The organism is Pseudonocardia halophobica, from assembly GCF_050948485.1.
In the GTDB taxonomy this organism is placed as follows: domain Bacteria; phylum Actinomycetota; class Actinomycetes; order Mycobacteriales; family Pseudonocardiaceae; genus Pseudonocardia; species Pseudonocardia halophobica.
In genome coordinates, this window is record NZ_CP192046.1 from 5,838,921 (window position 1) to 5,855,911 (window position 16,991).

General features: G+C 75.8%; 19 protein-coding genes. 7 read left to right on the top strand and 12 right to left on the bottom strand.

Annotation, left to right across the window (positions count from 1 at the left end; genetic code table 11):
* The first annotated feature begins 186 nt into the window (after positions 1-186).
* The 3 genes from ACQP04_RS27755 (at position 187) to ACQP04_RS27765 (ending at position 2,436) form a co-directional block, all read left to right on the top strand.
* Positions 187-564, top strand: coding sequence for an STAS domain-containing protein (locus ACQP04_RS27755; protein WP_433503478.1), 378 nt, complete (start codon positions 187-189; stop codon positions 562-564).
* Positions 565-690: 126 nt separating this feature from the next.
* A complete protein-coding gene (locus tag ACQP04_RS27760; protein ID WP_433503479.1) occupies positions 691-2,142 on the top strand; it encodes an MFS transporter in 1,452 nt (483 codons plus the stop codon).
* Between the two features lie 96 nt (positions 2,143-2,238).
* Positions 2,239-2,436 (top strand): hypothetical protein, encoded by a 198-nt coding sequence (locus tag ACQP04_RS27765; protein ID WP_433503480.1) that lies wholly within the window; start codon positions 2,239-2,241, stop codon positions 2,434-2,436.
* Between the two features lie 11 nt (positions 2,437-2,447).
* Here the strand turns inward: ACQP04_RS27765 and ACQP04_RS27770 are convergent, their stop codons facing one another.
* From ACQP04_RS27770 to ACQP04_RS27780, 3 genes are read right to left on the bottom strand one after another with little or no spacing between them, the layout of a single operon-like run.
* A complete protein-coding gene (locus ACQP04_RS27770; RefSeq protein WP_433503481.1) occupies positions 2,448-4,046 on the bottom strand; it encodes a phytoene desaturase family protein in 1,599 nt (532 codons plus the stop codon).
* Positions 4,043-4,474: an SRPBCC family protein gene (locus tag ACQP04_RS27775; RefSeq protein ID WP_433503482.1), complete on the bottom strand. Its 432-nt coding sequence runs from the start codon at positions 4,472-4,474 to the stop codon at positions 4,043-4,045. The genes ACQP04_RS27770 and ACQP04_RS27775 overlap by 4 nt, the downstream gene beginning before the upstream one ends.
* 53 nt (positions 4,475-4,527) lie before the next feature.
* Positions 4,528-5,484: an SDR family NAD(P)-dependent oxidoreductase gene (locus ACQP04_RS27780; protein ID WP_433503483.1), complete on the bottom strand. Its 957-nt coding sequence runs from the start codon at positions 5,482-5,484 to the stop codon at positions 4,528-4,530.
* A 169-nt stretch (positions 5,485-5,653) separates the two neighbouring features.
* On the opposite strand from ACQP04_RS27780, the gene ACQP04_RS27785 reads away from it, so the two are divergent.
* Entirely contained in the window at positions 5,654-7,987 is a 2,334-nt protein-coding gene (locus ACQP04_RS27785) for a molybdopterin oxidoreductase family protein (protein WP_433503484.1), read from the top strand.
* Between the two features lie 83 nt (positions 7,988-8,070).
* Here ACQP04_RS27785 and ACQP04_RS27790 read toward each other — a convergent pair whose 3' ends face one another.
* From ACQP04_RS27790 to ACQP04_RS27825, 8 genes are all read right to left on the bottom strand, one after another.
* On the bottom strand, positions 8,071-8,253 hold the full coding sequence (locus ACQP04_RS27790) for a hypothetical protein (RefSeq protein WP_037046767.1): 183 nt from the start codon (positions 8,251-8,253) through the stop codon (positions 8,071-8,073).
* Between the two features lie 57 nt (positions 8,254-8,310).
* Positions 8,311-8,880, bottom strand: a complete 570-nt coding sequence (locus ACQP04_RS27795) for a hypothetical protein (RefSeq protein ID WP_433503485.1) — start codon at positions 8,878-8,880, stop codon at positions 8,311-8,313.
* 95 nt (positions 8,881-8,975) lie between these two features.
* The gene (locus ACQP04_RS27800; RefSeq protein WP_433503486.1) at positions 8,976-9,410 is read right to left on the bottom strand and encodes a ChaB family protein; all 435 of its coding nucleotides are present in this window, start codon (positions 9,408-9,410) and stop codon (positions 8,976-8,978) included.
* A gap of 15 nt (positions 9,411-9,425) precedes the next feature.
* The gene (locus tag ACQP04_RS27805) at positions 9,426-10,229 is read right to left on the bottom strand and encodes an SDR family NAD(P)-dependent oxidoreductase (protein ID WP_037053409.1); all 804 of its coding nucleotides are present in this window, start codon (positions 10,227-10,229) and stop codon (positions 9,426-9,428) included.
* Between the two features lie 78 nt (positions 10,230-10,307).
* Positions 10,308-10,514: a DUF2945 domain-containing protein gene (locus tag ACQP04_RS27810; protein ID WP_433503487.1), complete on the bottom strand. Its 207-nt coding sequence runs from the start codon at positions 10,512-10,514 to the stop codon at positions 10,308-10,310.
* Between the two features lie 60 nt (positions 10,515-10,574).
* Positions 10,575-11,438 carry an oxygenase MpaB family protein gene (locus ACQP04_RS27815; protein ID WP_433503488.1) on the bottom strand — a complete coding sequence of 288 codons (864 nt, stop codon included), beginning with the start codon at positions 11,436-11,438 and terminating at the stop codon, positions 10,575-10,577.
* 25 nt (positions 11,439-11,463) lie between these two features.
* A complete protein-coding gene (locus tag ACQP04_RS27820) occupies positions 11,464-12,567 on the bottom strand; it encodes a spore photoproduct lyase family protein (protein ID WP_433503489.1) in 1,104 nt (367 codons plus the stop codon).
* Positions 12,564-13,088: a CinA family protein gene (locus ACQP04_RS27825; protein WP_433503490.1), complete on the bottom strand. Its 525-nt coding sequence runs from the start codon at positions 13,086-13,088 to the stop codon at positions 12,564-12,566. Before ACQP04_RS27825 ends, ACQP04_RS27820 begins: the two co-directional genes overlap by 4 nt.
* Before the next feature lie 140 nt (positions 13,089-13,228).
* Between ACQP04_RS27825 and ACQP04_RS27830 the strand changes: the two genes are divergently transcribed.
* A complete protein-coding gene (locus tag ACQP04_RS27830) occupies positions 13,229-13,789 on the top strand; it encodes a DUF6328 family protein (RefSeq protein WP_433503491.1) in 561 nt (186 codons plus the stop codon).
* A gap of 43 nt (positions 13,790-13,832) precedes the next feature.
* Positions 13,833-14,639, top strand: a complete 807-nt coding sequence (locus tag ACQP04_RS27835; protein WP_433503492.1) for a GAF and ANTAR domain-containing protein — start codon at positions 13,833-13,835, stop codon at positions 14,637-14,639.
* A 25-nt stretch (positions 14,640-14,664) separates the two neighbouring features.
* Here the strand turns inward: ACQP04_RS27835 and ACQP04_RS27840 are convergent, their stop codons facing one another.
* The gene (locus ACQP04_RS27840; RefSeq protein ID WP_433503493.1) at positions 14,665-15,663 is read right to left on the bottom strand and encodes a chemotaxis protein CheB; all 999 of its coding nucleotides are present in this window, start codon (positions 15,661-15,663) and stop codon (positions 14,665-14,667) included.
* Between the two features lie 236 nt (positions 15,664-15,899).
* Here ACQP04_RS27840 and ACQP04_RS27845 point away from each other — a divergent pair, with 236 nt between their 5' ends.
* Positions 15,900-16,922 (top strand): chemotaxis protein CheB, encoded by a 1,023-nt coding sequence (locus ACQP04_RS27845; RefSeq protein WP_433503494.1) that lies wholly within the window; start codon positions 15,900-15,902, stop codon positions 16,920-16,922.
* Positions 16,923-16,991 lie beyond the last annotated feature (69 nt).

The window sequence follows — 16,991 nt, forward strand, 5'->3', positions numbered from 1 at the left end:
CGGATCCTCGGGTCGCGGGGGGCGATACCCGGCCGCGACCGCGGCAAACGGACGCCCGACCGGGCTGCGCACCGCATCCGGGGGGTTACGCCGAGCGGTACGGGCGTGCCAGCATGGGAGTTTCTCGGAGTCGCAGCGTTCAACCACGCAGCGCGCGATCTCCTCCTCCGGGGAGGCGCACCGACGATGCAGAACAGGGCCATGGTCGAGATCGAGGTCGAGGACCGCCCGGGGCCGGGCCACCTCGTCGCCCACCTCCGCGGGGAGGTCGATCTCGCGAGTCTGGAGTGCTTCCGGTCGGTCCTGCGGGAGCTGGCCGAGGCGGACCGCACCGTGGTCGTCGTGGACCTCGACGACCTGCAGCACCTCTGCGCCTCCGGGGTGCGCGAGCTGCTGCGGCTGCGGGACGAGCTCGAGCTCCGCGGCGGCGGGCTGCACCTGGTCTGCGACGAGCACCGGCCGGCCCGGATGATCCTGCGGGCCCTGGGCGTCGCCGCCATCGGCACCCTGCCGGGCGTACCCACGCCCCTGGCCGTCGAGTCGCAGGCGCGCAGGCTGAACTGAGCCCGGCGGCTCCCGGGGCGGACGTGCTCCGGTTGGGTCGCGCGGCCCCCGGGAAGACGGGGACATGGTCCTGCTCCCCGTGCCGATCTCCGTGCCGTCGCCCGCGGCCGCGCCGCGGTGGGCCCGATGAGCCTGCCGTCGCCGCGCCTCGCCGGCCGGTGGTCCACCGGGATCACCATGGCCCTCCTCGGCCTGACGCCGTTCGTGCTGCTCTCGACCGCCCCCTTCCTGTTCACCGGGGCGCAGGCGGGCGAGCTCGGCACCGACCGCGCGGGGCTGCAGCTCGGCCAGGGGCTGGCCAACGCGTCGTACGCCTTCGCCGTGGTGCTCGCCGCCGATCTCATGCACCGCATCGACCGGCGCCGGATCTACCTCGGCTGCACGCTGCTCATCGCGGCCGGGGCCGGGCTGGCCGCGGTCTCCGGGTCCAACGGCGTGCTGATCGCGGGCCGGGTGCTGCTCGGCCTGGGCAGCGGGATGCTGCTGGTCGTGGCGCTGCCGCCGGCCGTCACGGGGCACGGCCCGCGGCGGATCCCGCTGACCGTCGCCCTGATCAACCTGGGGCTCTTCGGCGCGTCCGTGCTCGGCACGTCGATCGGCGGGTTCGCCGCCACCCCGGGCGCGTGGCGCTGGGTGCACGTCGCGGCCGCGGTCGTCGCTCTCGCGGGGTTCGTGGTGGGGCTCCTCGGCTTCGAGCGGACCGAACCCGGGTCGCCTCGGATGCGGGTCGACCCGTCCGGCGTCCCGCTGGCCGCGGCCGCGACGTTCCTGCCGTTCGTGGGCGTGAGCGTGCTGGTCGGGCACGCGCCCACCTCGCCCGGGTTCCTGGTGCCGACGGCCCTCGGGCTGGCCGCGCTCGTCCTCCTCGTGGTGCGGGAGTACCGCACGGAGAACCCGCTGATGCCGGTGCGGCTGATCGCGCACACGCTGCCCATCACCGGGATCGGCGCAGCGATGGTCACCGGCGCCGGGTTCACCGCCTTCACCGAGCTGGCGGTGCTGCGGCTGCAGCAGGTCGAGGGGCACCCGCCCGCGGTCGTCGGCGCGGCGCTCGCCACCCAGGTGGCGGGGATGCTGGTGGCGATCCTGCTGATCGTGCGCGTGCTGCCCACCCGCTGGCTGCCGGTGCTGGTCCTCGGCGGGCTGCTCACGGTGTGCGCGGCCGGCGCCGTGCTGTGGAGCGGCGGCGGGCTGGTGCGCGCCGCGGTGGCCGGGTTCCTGCTGGGGGTCGGCGCCGGCACGGGGGTCGGGCCGGGGCTGTTCCTGGGCGCGCTCAGCGTGCCCGCACCGCGGCTCGGACCGGCCTTCGCCCTGGTCCAGCTGCTGCGCTCGGAGGCGGCGTTCCTGGCGGCGCCGGTGGTGATGAAGCTGGCCATGTCTGAGGGCGCCGCCACTCCGTCCTCGATCGACCGGACGATCCTGCTCGGCGTCGTGCTCACCGGGGTCGGCGCCGTCGTGCTGACGGGCACGCTGCTGCTCGGCGGCTCCGGGCCGCAGAAGCCCGACCTGCGGCGCTGGACGGACGGCGAGGGCCCGGCCTTCCGCTCCCCGCCGGTCGCGGCGGTGCTGCGGGAGTGAGCCCTCCGGTCGGCGGGCGGCGTGTGAGCCGGGCGTGATCGGGTACGCGGAGGCCGGACCGCACACGGACACGACGTCACGAGGGAGGTCCCAGTCGTGCAGGACCCCGGCCACGAGGACCGCGAGGACCGCGACACCCGCACCGACACCGCTCCCGAGACCGGCTCCGGCTCCGGCGGTGACGACCGGGCCCGGGAGGACCGGGCGCGCGAGGAGCGGGTCGACGAGCTGGCCGCGCAGATGAACGTGGCGAACAACTGCTCGCCGCCCCGCCCCGGCGACCCGGAGTACTGATCGCCGGCGCGTCAGGCGTAGATGCGGCGGTGGGCGGCACGGACGAGGCCGCGGTAGACCAAACCGAGGCGGCCGGAGGCGGCGAGGGCCGCGCGGGCCGCGTTGGCGCCCGCCCCACCGTGCACCGCCCCACCGGGGTGCGCCGAGGAGCCCGAGAGGAACAGCCGGTCGATCGGGGTGTCCGCCCGTCCCAGCCCCGGGACCGGCCGGAACACCAACTGCTGGTGCACCGCCGCCGTGCCGCCGTTGATCGCGCCGTCGACCAGGCCGGGATTGCGGCGCTGCAGGTCCGCGGGCCCGGCCACGCTACGCGCGCGGATCAGGTCGCGGAAGCCCGGGGCGTTGCGCTCCACCGTGCGCTCGACGAGCTCGGCGTGCCGCAGCAGGTCGGTCTCGTCCCAGCCCAGACCGCGGGGTACGTGCGTGTAGGTCCAGGCGGACTCGGTCCCGGCCGGCGAGCGGGAGGGATCCGCGGTGGTCATCTGTCCGAACAGCAGGAACGGCTCCTGCGGCACCCGCCCGGCCGCCAGGTCGGCCGCGTAGCCGCGCAGCCCGTCCATGTCCGCGCCCAGGTGCACCGTGCCCGCCCGGCGCGCCGCCTCCGCGGTCCAGGGCACCGGGCCGTCGAGCGCCCAGTCGAGCTTCACGGTCGCGGTGTCCCACTGGAACCGGTCGAGGTCGCGGACGAACCGCGGCGGCAGGTTCGCCTCCCCCACCAGGTCCCGGTACAGCACCGGGGCCGGGACGTCGGCGAGCACGGCCCGCCGGGCCGTGACGGGCGTGCCCTCGGCGTCGCGCACCCCAACCGCCCGGCCCCCACGCAACAGCACCTCGCGGACGGGCCGGTCGCACTCGACCCGCCCGCCGCGCTCGCGCAGCCGCGCCACCAGCGCGTCGACGATCCGGCCGGCGCCGCCCTCGGGGACCGGGAACCCGACGTCCTGGCCCAGCATGCAGAGCAGCCACCCGAAGACCGCGCTGCCCGCGGCGTCGGGCCCGAGGTCGGTGTGCAGGGCGTTGCCGGCGAGCAGCAGCTTCGCGCCCTCGCCGCCGAACCGCTCGTCGGCGAACCGGCGCACGGGCTGCACGATCGTCCGCGCGAACCGCAGCGCGTCGGCGGTGCCGAGCGCGCGCAGCAGCCGCGGCGTGCCCCGCACCGGCGGGAACGGGCGCAGCACCGTCTCCAGCAGCGGGTCCCTTATGCGCGCCCACTCCTCCGCCAGCGCGCGCCAGGCCGCCCCGTCGCCCGCGGCGAACGCGTCGAGCGCGCCGGCGGTGGTGTCGAGGTCCCGGGAGAGGACGACGCAGCGGTCGTCCGGGGTGACGTGCGCGAGGACCTCGGGGGCGTGCCGCCAGCGCAGGCCGTGCTCGTCGAGCCGGAGCTCGCGCAGGATCGGGGAGGCGGCCCCGAGCGGGTAGAACGCGCTGAACAGGTCGCTGCGGAAGCCCGGCGCGGTGATCTCGGCCGTGCGCACGGCCCCGCCGGGGGCGTCGGCGGCCTCCAGGACGAGGACCTGCCAGCCGGCGTCGGCGAGCAGGTTCGCGGCCACCAGGCCGTTGTGCCCCGCCCCGACGACGACGGCGTCAACGGAGTCGGCGGTCCCGGTCACGGCCGGTTCCGGACGATGCTGTCGAGGCGGGCCAGGCTCTCCTTGTTCCGCGGCACGAGCATGGCCTGCTGGGCCAGGTCGGGGATGAGCGTCGCGGGCCCGGCCTCGGCGTGCTCGTTCATGGCGACCCGGGTGCCGCCGGGCTCCGGGCTCAGCGTGATCCGCACCCGCGCCGCACCCGACGGCCAGGCGTGCGCCTTCAGCTCGAGCAGCCGCTCCGGCTCGCAGGCCAGTACCTCGGTGCGGTCCTGGATCTGCGCGGGCCAGGCGCCGACGCTGTGGTGCAGCCGGGTCCCGACCGCGGGGAAGTCGGCGTCGACCGCCCGCATGTGGGTGGCGCCCACGACCCACAGCGGGTAGGTCCACCCGTCGGACAGCACCTTCCACACCCTCGCCGGCTCCACCGGGACGAACCGATCGACCTGCATCGCACTCCTCTCTCGACAACTCCCGCCGGCGTCCGCCAGTCGGCGTCCGCCCGTCACCGCCGCGCCAGCCCCACGGCCGCGCCGATCGCGGCCGCGAGCCCCAGGCCGGCCGCGATCGCGCGTGCCCGCTCGCGCCCCGGCCCGTTCCAGCCGTCGTGCACCTGCCGCGGGTGGTCCGGCGGGGCGTACAGGGTGCCCGGGTCGTCCGCCGCGCCGCCACCGCGGGCGAGGACGTAGCGGGCCACCTCCGCGGCGAACACCCGCTCGGCGCTCTCCGGCCAGACCTTGTGCTGCAGCAGGAGCAGCCGGCCGAGGACGCCGCCGGCCACGACCTCTCGGCGCGGCCGCCGGATCTGGTCCACGACGATCCGCGCCACGCGCTCCGGCGCGTAGGTCGGCGCCGCCAGCCGCGGCCGGGCACCGGACCGGTTGGCGGCGTCGCGCCAGATCGGGGTGTCGATCGCCGCCGGCAGGACCGTGCCCACCCGCACCCCGTACACGCCGGAGGTGCGCAGCTCCTGGCGCAGGCTCACGCCCAGCGCTCGGATCGCGAACTTCGCCATCGAGTAGGCGGCGCCGTAGGGCAGCGCGACGACCCCGAGGATCGACGAGACGTTGACGATCACGCCGCGGTCGCGCTCCACCATTCCGGGCAGCACCGCGCGGCAGCCGTGCACGTACCCCATGAGGTCGACGTCGAGCACCCGCCGGACGTCGTCGAGGGGCACGTCGAGGAACGCCCCGAACTCGACGACCCCGGCGCAGTTCACCCACGCGTCGATCCGCCCGAACCGGTCGGTGGTCTCGCGGACCACGCCCTCGACGGCCGCGAAGTCGCTGACGTCGGCCGGGGCCGGGACGAGGCCGCGGCCCTCCAGCTCGGCGAGCGCGCCGGCGTCCCGGGCGACGCCGACGACAGTGGCGCCGCACCGCAGCAGCTCCTGTGCGGCGGCCCGCCCGATGCCGCTCGAGGCGCCGGTCACCACCACGACGCTGCCCGCGATCTCCACAGTGGGCACCTACCCGCGGGGCGCAGGGCCACACCTCGCAGGGCCACACGTCCGCTCCGCCACACCTCGCAGGGCCACACCTCCGCCCCGCCACACCTCCACACGGGCCACACCTCCGCAACGGGCCACACCTCCGCATGGCGCAGCACGGGGCGGGGTAGTCGCACTCATGACCGCCGACCGGATCGCGCACCCCTGGGGCGCGCGGACGCCCTACGGCAAGGGCGCGCCGTGGCCCGTCCGCGTCGACCTGCAGCTCGCCGAGGGCGTCACGGAGGCGGACGTCGAGCGGTGGGTGCCCGCGGCGTCGCTGCTGCACTCCAACGGCGACGCGATGGACGTGGCGGTGCGGGAGGGCCGGATCGTCGGCGTGCGCGGCCGCGCCGGGGACCGGGTGAACCGCGGGCGGCTGGGCCCCAAGGACCTCTACGGCTGGCAGGCCAACGCCTCGCCCGACCGGCTCACCCGCCCACTCGTCCGCGAGGGCGGTGAGCTGGTCGAGACCGACTGGGACACCGCGATGGACCGCATCGTGGAGCGCACCCGCGCGGTGCTCACGGACGACGGGCCGGAGGGGCTGGGCTTCTACACGACCGGCCAGCTGTTCGCCGAGGAGTACTGGACGCTCGCGGCCGTGGTGCAGGGCGGGCTCGGCTCGGCCAACCTCGACGGCAACACGCGGCTGTGCACGGCGACCGCGGCCGAGGCGCTCAAGGAGTCCTTCGGCAGCGACGGCCAGCCCGGCTCCTACGCCGACGTCGACCACGCGGACGTGATCGCCCTCTTCGGGCACAACGTGGCCGCCACCCAGCCGGTGCTGTGGTGCCGGGTGCTCGACCGGCTCGCCGGCGACGACCCGCCGCGGCTGCTGTGCGTGGACCCGCGCACCACCGAGGTGGCCCGGGCCGCCCGGGACTCCGGCGGCGTGCACCTGGCGCCGCGGCCCGGCACCAACCTGCCGCTGATGAACGGCCTGCTGCACCTGCTCCTCGAGAACGGGCACGTCGACGAGGCCTACGTCGGCGCCCACACCGTGGGCTTCGCCGACCTCGCGGCCGTGGTCGCCGACTACCCACCCGCGACCGTGGCGGAGCTCTGCGGGCTCGACGAGGACGACCTGCGGGCCGCCGCCGCCCTGCTCGGCGGAGCGGACCGGCTGTTGTCCACGGTGTTGCAGGGCTTCTACCAGTCCCACCAGGCCACGGCCGCGGCGTGCGCGGTGAACACCGTGCACCTGCTGCGCGGCATGCTCGGCCGGCCCGGGTGCGGGGTGCTGCAGATGAACGGCCAGCCCACTGCGGAGAACACCCGCGAGTGCGGCGCGAACGGCGACCTCGCGGGCTTCCGCAACTGGGCCAATCCCGCGCACGTCGAGGAGCTCGCCGGGATCTGGAACGTCGACCCGGACAAGATCCCGCACGAGGGCCCGCCCACGCACGCGATGGAGCTGTTCGCACAGGCCGAGCAGGGCGCGATCCGGATGCTGTGGATCTCCGGGACCAACCCCGCCGTCTCGCTGCCCGAGCTCGCCCGGGTCCGCCGGGTGCTCGCGCAGGACGACCTGTTCGTGGTCGTGCAGGACCTGTTCCGCACCGAGACCACGGAGTTCGCCGACGTCGTGCTGCCCGCGGCGACCTGGGGCGAGAAGACCGGCGTGCTCACCAACGCCGACCGGACCGTGCACCTGGCCGAGAAGGCGGTGGACCCGCCCGGGGAGGCCCGTCCGGACCTGGACATCTTCCTGGACCTCGCCCGGCGCATGGACCTGCGCGACCGGGACGGGCAGGCCTTCCCGCCCTGGCACGACGCCGAGTCGGCCTTCGCCGCGTGGACCGCGTCGACCGCGGGCCGCCCGCTCGACCAGACCGGGCTCAGCCACGAGAAGCTGCGCGGGGCGGACGGGATCCAGTGGCCCTGCACCGCCGACGCCCCGGACGGCACCCCGCGGCTCTACGGCGACGGGCGCTTCCCCGCCCACCCGGACCACTGCGAGAACTTCCCCAAGGACCTGGTCACCGGCGAGCCCTCCGACGCCGACGCGTACCGCGCGCGCAACCCGGAGGGCCGGGCCCTGCTGCGGGCCGTCCGGCACGTCCCGCTGCCCGAGCCGCCGGACGACGACTACCCGCTCGCCCTGATCACCGGCCGCACGCTGGTGCACTTCCACACCCGCACCAAGACCGGCCGGGCCCCGGAGCTGCAGGAGGCCGAGCCCGAGGTGTGGATCGAGTGCTCGGCGGCCGACGCCGCGCGGGCCGGGCTCGCCGAGGGCGACCTCGCCGAGCTGCGTACCCGGCGCGGCCGCGTGCGGGCCCGGCTGCGCATCGTGGACCTGCGCGAGGGCGTGGTGTTCCTGCCCTTCCACTACGGCTACTGGGACGCCCCGGGCCGGGACCACGACCGGGCGGCCAACGAGCTCACCCTCACCACCTGGGACCCGGCGTCGAAGCAGCCGGCGTTCAAGACCGGTGCCGCGGCGCTCGGTCCTGCTGCTTCGGCGTGACGGGACCGGGCGCGGCGGTCAGCCCGGCACCGTCTCCCCCGCCGACCGCCTCGACGATGTAGGGGCCGCCCGCTCCGGCGCCGTCAGCGGTCCTTGTCCTCGTGGGCGCCCGCGCTGTCGGCCTCGTCCGCACCGCCGCGCGGGAACGCGGCGCCCTGCGGCTCCTCCGGGGCGGTGTCGGGCTCGTCCCCGGGGGCGCCGGTGGTGGTCGCCTCCTTGAGGACCTGCTCGGTCATGGTCTCGTCGTGGTCGTCGCGTCCGGTCATGCCCGGGGCGTGCCCACCGGCGGCCGGTTCAATCCTGGGTGCTGACCCGGGACCGATCTAGGACCGGACGATCTCCAGGTCCGACCGCGCGACCTCGACGTGGGCCCGTTGGCGGGACAGCAGGGCGGACGCGGCCGCGTCGCCCGGGAGCACCTGCGCGGCGAAGGCGTCCGTGTGCGCCGCCATCACACCGGTGAAGGACACGCGGTCGCCGGTGGCGGCGACGAAGGGCGCCTCGCCGGGCTGGGTCGGCACCTGGACCCAGACCCGCTCGTCCGCCGCGGTACCCAGCCAGAAGCCCCCGGCGGCCGGCACGGACTGCACGGGCACGCCCTCGGCGGTGACGGTGTCGCCGGCGAACCCTGAGAGGTCCCCGCCCGGCCCGGAGGCGCGCTCCAGCGGCAGCAGGGTCGCCCCGCCGGCCGTGAGCCCGCTCGCCGCGCTCGTGTCCGTGTCCGCGACGGTGCCGGCGCCGCCCAGCGGATCCCACTGCACGAAGGCGGCCACCGCGACCAGCGAGCAGACGGCGGAGATGATCGCCCAGAGCCACAGCGGGGCTCCGAGGCGGGGGCGGGCACGGACCCGGGTGTGGGCCACGGCCAGGCCCTCCGGGTGCACGTCGGTCACGGCAGCTCCTCGGCGGGACGCGATGGGGGAATGCGCCCGGTATTCCTCCGGTCACCGCCGGTCAAACGCGTGTCACCAACATCCATGTGACCCGGTCACTGCTTGCGCGCGCGGGCGGTCTCCCGGTCGTTCGCCTTCCGGATCTCCTCGACGAGCTCGTCCTTGTTCTTGCCGTCGGGATCGTCGATACCCAGCTTCTCCGCCACCTCCACGAGGTGGCTCTTCTTCGCCTTCGCGTCGACGCCCCCGGCGGTCTCGCCGTCCGCCGACCGGGACCGCGGCGCGCTCTTCTCCGCCTGCTCGTCCGAGGGGCCCGGCTCGTCCTTGGGCTCCCAGTGGTCGCCGACCTTCTCGTGGGTGTGCTTCAGCGCGGCGTAGGCGGTGCGGTGGGCCCGCTCGCCGTCGCCGTAGCCGTCCTCGGCCGACTCCAGCGCCTTCTTGTACGTGCGCACGGCCTTGTCGTCGGAGCGCGCGATCGTCGACGGCACGTCGTCGCGCATCTTCTCGGCCTCGTCGTGCTTCCCGGCCATGTCGCTCCTCCCCGGTCAGCTCTCGGCCGAGCCCGGCTCGGCCATCTTCCGGTGCGCCCCGGCCTTCAACCGGTCCGGCAGCACGTCGTTCGCCAGGGCCTGGGCCTTGGTCGACAGCGAGCCCGCGACCACCTTCTGGTCCCCGGACAGCAGCGCGTCGACACCCTGCCGCGCCACCTGCGCGGGGTCGTCCTTGTCCGAGGCGCCGACCTTCGTGTCGTCCATCTCGGCGCGGTGGAAGAAGTTCGTCTCGGTGGGGCCGGGCATCAGCGAGGTCACGGTGACGCCGCTGTCCCGGGCCTCGAGCTCGGCCCGCACCGCCTCGGCGAACGACTGCAGGAACGACTTCGAGGCGTTGTAGACGGCCTGGTAGGTCCCGGGCATCTGGGACGCGATCGACGAGGTGATCAGCACCCGGCCCGCGTGCCGCGCCTCCATGTCCCGCAGCACGTGCTTGGACAGGCGCACGGTCGAGGTGACGTTCACGTCGATGATGTCCTGCTCGGCGTCGAGGTCGTTCTCCACGAACGGGCCGCCGAGGCCGAGGCCGGCGTTGAGCGCGGCGACGGCCAGCGGGCGGCCCGTCTGGCCGACGGCCGCCCACACCTCCTCGACGCCCTCGCGGCGCCGCAGGTCCGCGTGCACGGTGGTGACGTCCGTCCCGTCGCCGGCCTCGCGGATCTTCCCCGCGGCGGTCTCGAGGGCTGCGTCCTCGGCGGTGACGACGAGGTCGTAGCCCCGGCGGGCGAGCTCGCGCGCGAGCTCCAGCCCGATGCCGCTGGAGGCGCCGGTGACGAGGGCGAGTTCTCGGGTCGACATGCCCGTCGGGTACCCACCCCGCCCCCGGTCAACCGGCGCCCGGCCCGGTCGGCAGGGCTTCCCAGCGCTCGGCAGCGCTCAGCACCGCTCCAGGGCGTCGGGCTTGTGGACGGCCTCGCTGTCGCTCTTCTCGCTGCGCACGAGGTACTGCGGCTCGTCCTTCGACGCCCGCACGGTGCGCCCGGCGGCCTCGGTGTCCTCGGTGATCTTCTCGAGCACCTCGCCCTCGGCCCAGCCGCCGTGGCTCTTCCAGCGGACCTTGTCGCCCTTCGTGAACTCGCTCATCGTGTCCTCCCGGTGTGCGTCCGAACGGTCCACGGGGCGATACCCCGCGCGCCGCGCCCCTCACACCGCGCCTCTCACACCGCGGGCCGCCCGGGCCTCGCGGACGAGCCGGCGCGCCTCGCGGACCTCGGGCGGTGCGGGCGGGTCGGGCAGCAGGTCGGTGGCCCGGCGCAGGCCGACGAGCAGGGCGGACGCGGCCAGGTCGGTCGTCGGCAGGCCCGGCAACCCGTACATCCGGCGGGCCCAGCGCGGCAGCGTGGCCAGTGCCGCGGTGGCGGTGGCCGAGATCGCGGCACGGGTCCAGGCGGGCGCCTCGCCGGGCGGGACGGGCGGGGCGAGCAGCCCGCCGACGGCGATCCGCGCCTCGTCGGTCACCCGCAGCCGGGGGCGCATCCGCGCGAGGTACGCCGCGAGCTCGGCCCGCGACGCCGGCACGACGGCCGGGTCCAGGCCCACCACCTCGGCGGCCCGCACGCTCTCGGCCACGTACGCGTCGGCCTCCGCGGCGTCGACGATCCCGGCCCGGCGGGCGACGTCGACGTAGGAGTCGATCTCGCCGCAGTGCACCCAGAGCAGGCCCTCGGGCGCGTCGATCGGGAACCGCCGGCCGCTCTCCGGGTCGACCCCGCGCAGCATGTGGTGCAGCCGCCGCACCCGGGCCCCGGCGACCTCCACCTCGGCCAGCGAGCCGAAGGTCCGGGTCCCGACGAACTCCACGGTCCGCTGGAACCGCGGCCACGCCTTGGCGGGGTCGAACAGCGCGCTGTTCTGGTAGGTCCCGCGCATCACCCACGGGTGCAGGGACTGCAGCAGCAGCGCGCGCATCCCGGCGACCCACATCACGGGTTCCAGGTGCACCCGCCAGGTCACCGACTCCGGCCCGAACAGGCCGTGGTCCGCCGTCCGTTCCGTCCCGACGGTCATCTGCGACCTCCTCCCGCGCAGGCCCTCAGAAGGCGTACCGCACCCGCAGCCACGGCGCGTGCCGGGCGATGAGGTCGGTGACGGCCTGCACGCCCTCGCGCTTGGGCACGTTGCGGTACCGGACGTTCCACATCCCGCTCTCGCTGCGCTTGGCCTGCTGCAGCTCGGGCCGCCACAGCACGTCCTCGGCCTTCGGGTGCCAGCCCAGGTTGACCTCGTGCAGCTCGCGGTTGTGGGTCAGCATGATGATCTCCGCGGCGGCCTGCTCCTTGAACGCCGCGCCGAGCTCGTCGTCGAGCCGCACGAGCAGCTCGGCCCAGTCCCGCTCCCAGCCCTCGCGCAGCACGATCGGCGAGAGGTTGAGGTGCACCTCGTACCCCGCGGCCACGAACTCGTCGACCGCCGCGATCCGCTCCGCGACCGGGCTCGTGCGCACGTCGAGCAGCTTCGAGTCCCGCTCGGGCATGAGCGAGAAGCGGATCCGGGTGCGGCCCTGCGGGTCGAGGTCGAGCAGCTCGCGGTTGACGAACTTGGTGGCGAAGCTGGCCTTGGCCGTGGGCAGGTCGCGGAAGGTCGCGACCAGGTCCGCCACGTTCTCGCTGACCAGCGCGTCGACCGAGACGTCCGAGCTCTCGCCGACGTCGTAGACCCAGGCGTACGGGTCGACCTGGTTCGGCTCGGGCTTCGGGCCCTGGCGCTGCACGTGCCCGCGCAGGTACTTCGTGATCCGCTCGATGTTGGTGAACACCGTGATCGGGTTGGCGTAGCCCTTGCGCCGCGGCACGTAGCAGTAGGCGCAGGCCATCGCGCAGCCGTTGGCGGTGGAGGGCGCGATGAAGTCCGACGACCGGCCGTTGGGCCGCGCGCTCAGCGACTTCTTCACGCCCAGCACGAGCGTCTCGGTCTTGACCCGGACCCAGCGGTCGACGTTGCCGGCGTTGCCGTGCAGCTCCGGGATCTGCCAGTGCGACGGCACCTCGATGATCTCCGCACCCGGGAACCGCTCCAGCACCTGCCGGCCGCGCGGGGAGTCGCGGGCCGCGGGCTCGGCGTAGATCGTGCGAACCTGCAGCAGCCGCTGCACCGGCGTCGGTGTGCCCGCGAGGGTTCCGGCGGAACCGTCCGTCATCCCGTGCCGCCCCGCCCGGCGCCGACCGGCTGGTCGCTGTCCTGCTCCGTCTCCAGCCGGGCCGCGATGAGCTCGAGGGCCGCCTTCGCCGCCGCGCCGCAGATGTCGGCCGGCTCGCCCTCGAGGTCGAGGCGGAGCACCTCCTCGCCGCCGGGCTCGCCGGCGACCGCCATGTAGACGGTGCCCGGCGGCTGGCCGTCCTGCGGGTCCGGGCCGCCGGAGCCGGTCAGTGCGACGGCCAGGTCGGCGCCGAGCAGCTCGCGCACCCGTCCGGCCATGGTCCGGGCCGCGGGCTCGCTCACCACCGGCCCCTCCGGGACCTGCAGCAGGTCGTGCTTGACCTCGCTGGAGTAGGCCACGATCGAGCCGCGGAACCACTCCGCGGCGCCCTCGGCCCGGGCCAGGGCGGAGGCGACCATGCCGCCGGTCAGCGACTCGGCGACGGCGACGGTGCGACCGGCCGCCGACGCGCGCTCCGCGATCGTCGCGGCGATGTCGTCGGGAGTCTGCTGTGCGCTCATGGGATGTCGTGCCTCGCAGATGGTTCGGGGACGGTGCCGGGGGTCGTTCGACCTGCGGGGCCGATACCCCTCGCGGCCCTGCCGAAACGGGGGGCGCCCGTGGCACGCTCTGCTCCCAGCGTACGCAGCGGAGGTGGTCCGTGGATCCCGAACGCCCCGACTCCCCCACCGAGCCGAAGGACCCCACGGACCCCGACGTCGACGACGGGATGGACGACGACGCCGCATGGGACCTCCGTGAGCGGCGGGAGACCCCGACCGAGCGGCTGGACCGGAACTGGGCCGACCTGCTGCAGGAGCTGCGGGTGTCGCAGACCGGGGTCCAGCTGCTCACCGGGCTGCTGCTGACCGTCCCCTTCCAGAGCCGGTTCGCCGAGCTCTCCACCAACCAGCGCGTGACCTACCTGGTCACGACCTCGTTGTCGGTGATCGCCACCGGGCTGCTCATCGCGCCCGTGATGCTGCACCGGGTGCTGTTCCGCCTGCACGCGCGTCGTCCGCTCGTCCAGGCGAGCCAGCGGTTCGCCATCGCGGGGCTCGCGACGCTCGGGCTGGCCGTCGTCGGGGTCGTCGGGCTGATCTTCGACGTGGTCCTCGGGGCCGTGGCGGGGCTCGTCGCCGGGCTCGCGGCGCTGGCCCTGCTGGGCGTGCTGTGGGGCGTGGTGCCCGCCGTGGTGCGGCGCCGGTTCCACGAGGGCTGAGCCGCCGGGGCGGCCGCCGGGTGCCCGCCCCGCCTCGGCTCCGATGGCCGGGTGCGCCCGCTCGGCGCTAGCGTCGGGACGGCTGCGGAGCGACTTCGACGCCCTGCGCCGGCACACCGCCGATCCGGCGCCCGCCCGGTACGACGGTCCGGGCCCCACCCCGGTCGTGCCGGACCTGACCGAGGCGCTGGAGGAGACCGGCCGCGCCCTGCTGGCTGCACGCGACGCCGACGGGATCTGCGCCGCCGCGGTCGGGGCCGTCCGGCGGGCGGTGCCCGCAGCCGTGCACGTCGGCCTCCTGCTCGCGGACCGCGCGACCGGGGTGGCCGTCGGCGCCGTCACGGACCCGTCCGCCGAGCTGGCGTGCGCGCTGCAGGCCCGGCTGGGTGAGGGCCCGGGGCCCGACGCGCTCCGCGACGGCGTCCCGGTGGTGGTCGACGACCTCGGCGCGGCGGACGTGGTCGCGCGATGGCCCGGTTTCAGCGGCCCGATGTCCCGGCTCGGGCTCTGCTCGACGGCCGCCTTCCCGCTGGTCGCCGGCTCGGGGCGGCCCGCGGCGGCGCTGGTGCTGTTCGCGCCCGCTCCCGACGCTTTCGGTGCGGACGAGGTGGTCCGCGGCCGGCTGTGCGCGACGCAGGCGTCCGTGGCCCTCGCCGGCGCGCGGCAGGCGGACAACCTGGTCCGTGCGCTGGGCAGCCGGGACGTCATCGGCCAGGCCAAGGGGGCGCTCATGCACGCCCACGGCGTGGACGAGCGGACCGCGTTCGAGATGCTGCGCCGCACCTCCCGCGACACGAACACCAAGCTCGTCGAGATCGCCCGCCGGGTCGTGGCGGGCGACCCGTCCTGAAACGACCCGCACCGCGTACCGCGGCTCAGGCCTCGCGGGCGCGGGTGAGCCGCTCCCGCATCATCCGCGCCAGCTCCGCGGAGTGCTCGGCGGCACGGGTGTGGACCTCCGCGGCGTCGAGGTCCGCTCCGGCGCCCTCGTCCAGGTAGCGCGCCAGCGCGGCGTGCTCCTCCAGCGCGGCGATCGCCGTCCACAGCTTCGCCTCGGTCGCCTCCCGTTGGGCGGCCTCGAGCGAGCGGGGGCTGTACTGGTGCCCCACGTGGCAGCGGAAGTAGCCGATGTGCGGCAGGTCGATCCGGGCCAGCCCGCCGCTGCACTCGGGGCACGACATGCGGGTCGGTGTCGTCTCGTCCGGCCGCAGGAAGACCGGGTCCCGGCTCCGGGCCATCCCGTCGTCGTCGGCCGGGATCGGCGGCGTGTCGGCCATGAGGTCACCCCCCGGGGGAAGCTCCTGCACCGTGGTCGTGAGCAGCGGACCGAGCGCGGTGGCGGGCGCCGCCCGTGCGTCCGGGACGGCCGCCGCCGCGGCCCGCGGCATCGAGTCGAAGAGGGCGTCCACCGGATCCTGCACGAGGACCCGGCCGCCCGCCCGGTCGACGAGCGCGGCGCCCACCGCGCCGTCGTCGAGGGCACCGGAGAGCACCGCCGCGACCACCCGGGGTCCCTTCGCCCGCGCGGCCGAGGCGAACATGGCGTCGACCGCGGGGCGGTGCCGGTTCACCTTCGGCCCCGCGCTGAGCACCGCGGTGTCCCCCGTCCCGTCGCGGCCCACGAGCAGGTGCCGGTCCGGTGGGGCCACGAGGATCCGACCCGCCCGCAGCGGCGCCCCGTCCGTCGCCTGCGCGGCCGGCAGCGGCCCGGCGCGGGCGAGGACCCGCGGCAGCGTGCTGCGCGGCCGATCCCCCGTGTGCACAGTGACCAGGACGGCCGCGGGGAGGTCGACGGGCAGCCCGGCGACGAGGTCGACGAGCGCCTCGACACCCCCCGCGGAGGCGCCGAGCACGAGCAGCGGGTCGTCGGCCATCCGCGCGGTGTTCCCGATCCGTGCCGGCCCAACCGCGCGGTGGACGACCGGACCGGCCGGGAGGGGGTACGGTTCGGCGAGGCCCGGACACCCGGGCCCCGTTCGACGCTCGAGAGGCGGTTCCCGTGCCGGACGTGTCCGCGGCCGGACCGTTCCCGGACGGACCGGTGGGCCGCGCGACCGGCCCGCCCGCTCACCACCCGGGTGGGGAACCCATGCCCGTCCACTCAGCTGTGGTGACGGACGTGGTGGTGGTGGGGGCCTCGGCCGGCGGCGTGGAGGCGCTGCGGGCGTTCGCCGCCGCGCTGCCGGTGGACCTGCCCGCGGCCGTGGTCGTGGTGCTGCACATCCCGAGCGACGCGCCCAGCGCGCTCGCCGCGATCCTCGACCGGGCCGGACCGCTGCCCGCGGTGACGGCGCGGCACGGGATGCGCCTGGAACACGGCCGGATCTTCGCCGCGCCCGCCGATCACCACGTCCTGGTCGCCGACGGGCACCTGCATCTCTCGCGCGGGCCGCGGGAGAACGGGCACCGGCCCTCGATCGACCCGCTCTTCCGCTCCGCGGCCGTCGACTTCGGGTCGCACGCCATCGGGATCGTGTTGTCCGGCAACCGGGACGACGGCACCGCGGGCCTCGCCGTGCTCGTCCGCCACGGCGGCGCCGCCCTGGTCCAGGAGCCCACGGAGGCGCTGTACACCGGCATGCCGCAGAGCGCGCTCGACCACGTGGCACCGGCGCGCGCCCTGCCCGCGGCGAAGCTCGGGGCCGCGGTCGCGGAGCTGCTCCAGGACCCGCCCGGCGATCCGGCCGACCCCTTGCCCGACCCGGTGGATCCGGTGGACCTGGCCGACCCGGTGGACCCGCTCGCCGCCGCGGAGGCCGACGTCGCCGACTCGGTGCCCGGGCCGGCCCCGCAGCTCGAGCTGGGTGACCCCTCGCCCCTGTCCTGCCCGGACTGCGACGGCGTGCTGTTTCGCCTGGAGGGCGAGCCCTCCCCGCGCTTTCGCTGCCGGGTCGGCCACGCCTGGTCCCCCGACAGCCTCGCCGCCGAGCAGTCCGACGGCGTCGAGGTCGTGCTGTGGGCGGCGTTGCGGGCGCTGGAGGAGAAGGCGGCGCTGCAGAGCTGGCTCGCCGACACCGCCGACACGGCCAACCGGACGCACGCCGCGCGGTCGCACCGACGCAAGGCCCGACGGACCGGGAACGAGGCCGCGTTGCTGCGCCGGATGCTCACCCGCGACCTGCCGGAGGGATGAGCGGCGGGGGGCCCGGAATCGGTTAGGCTCCCGGCGCGCCCCGGCCAGTGGCGCACCCCCGAGGGGAGC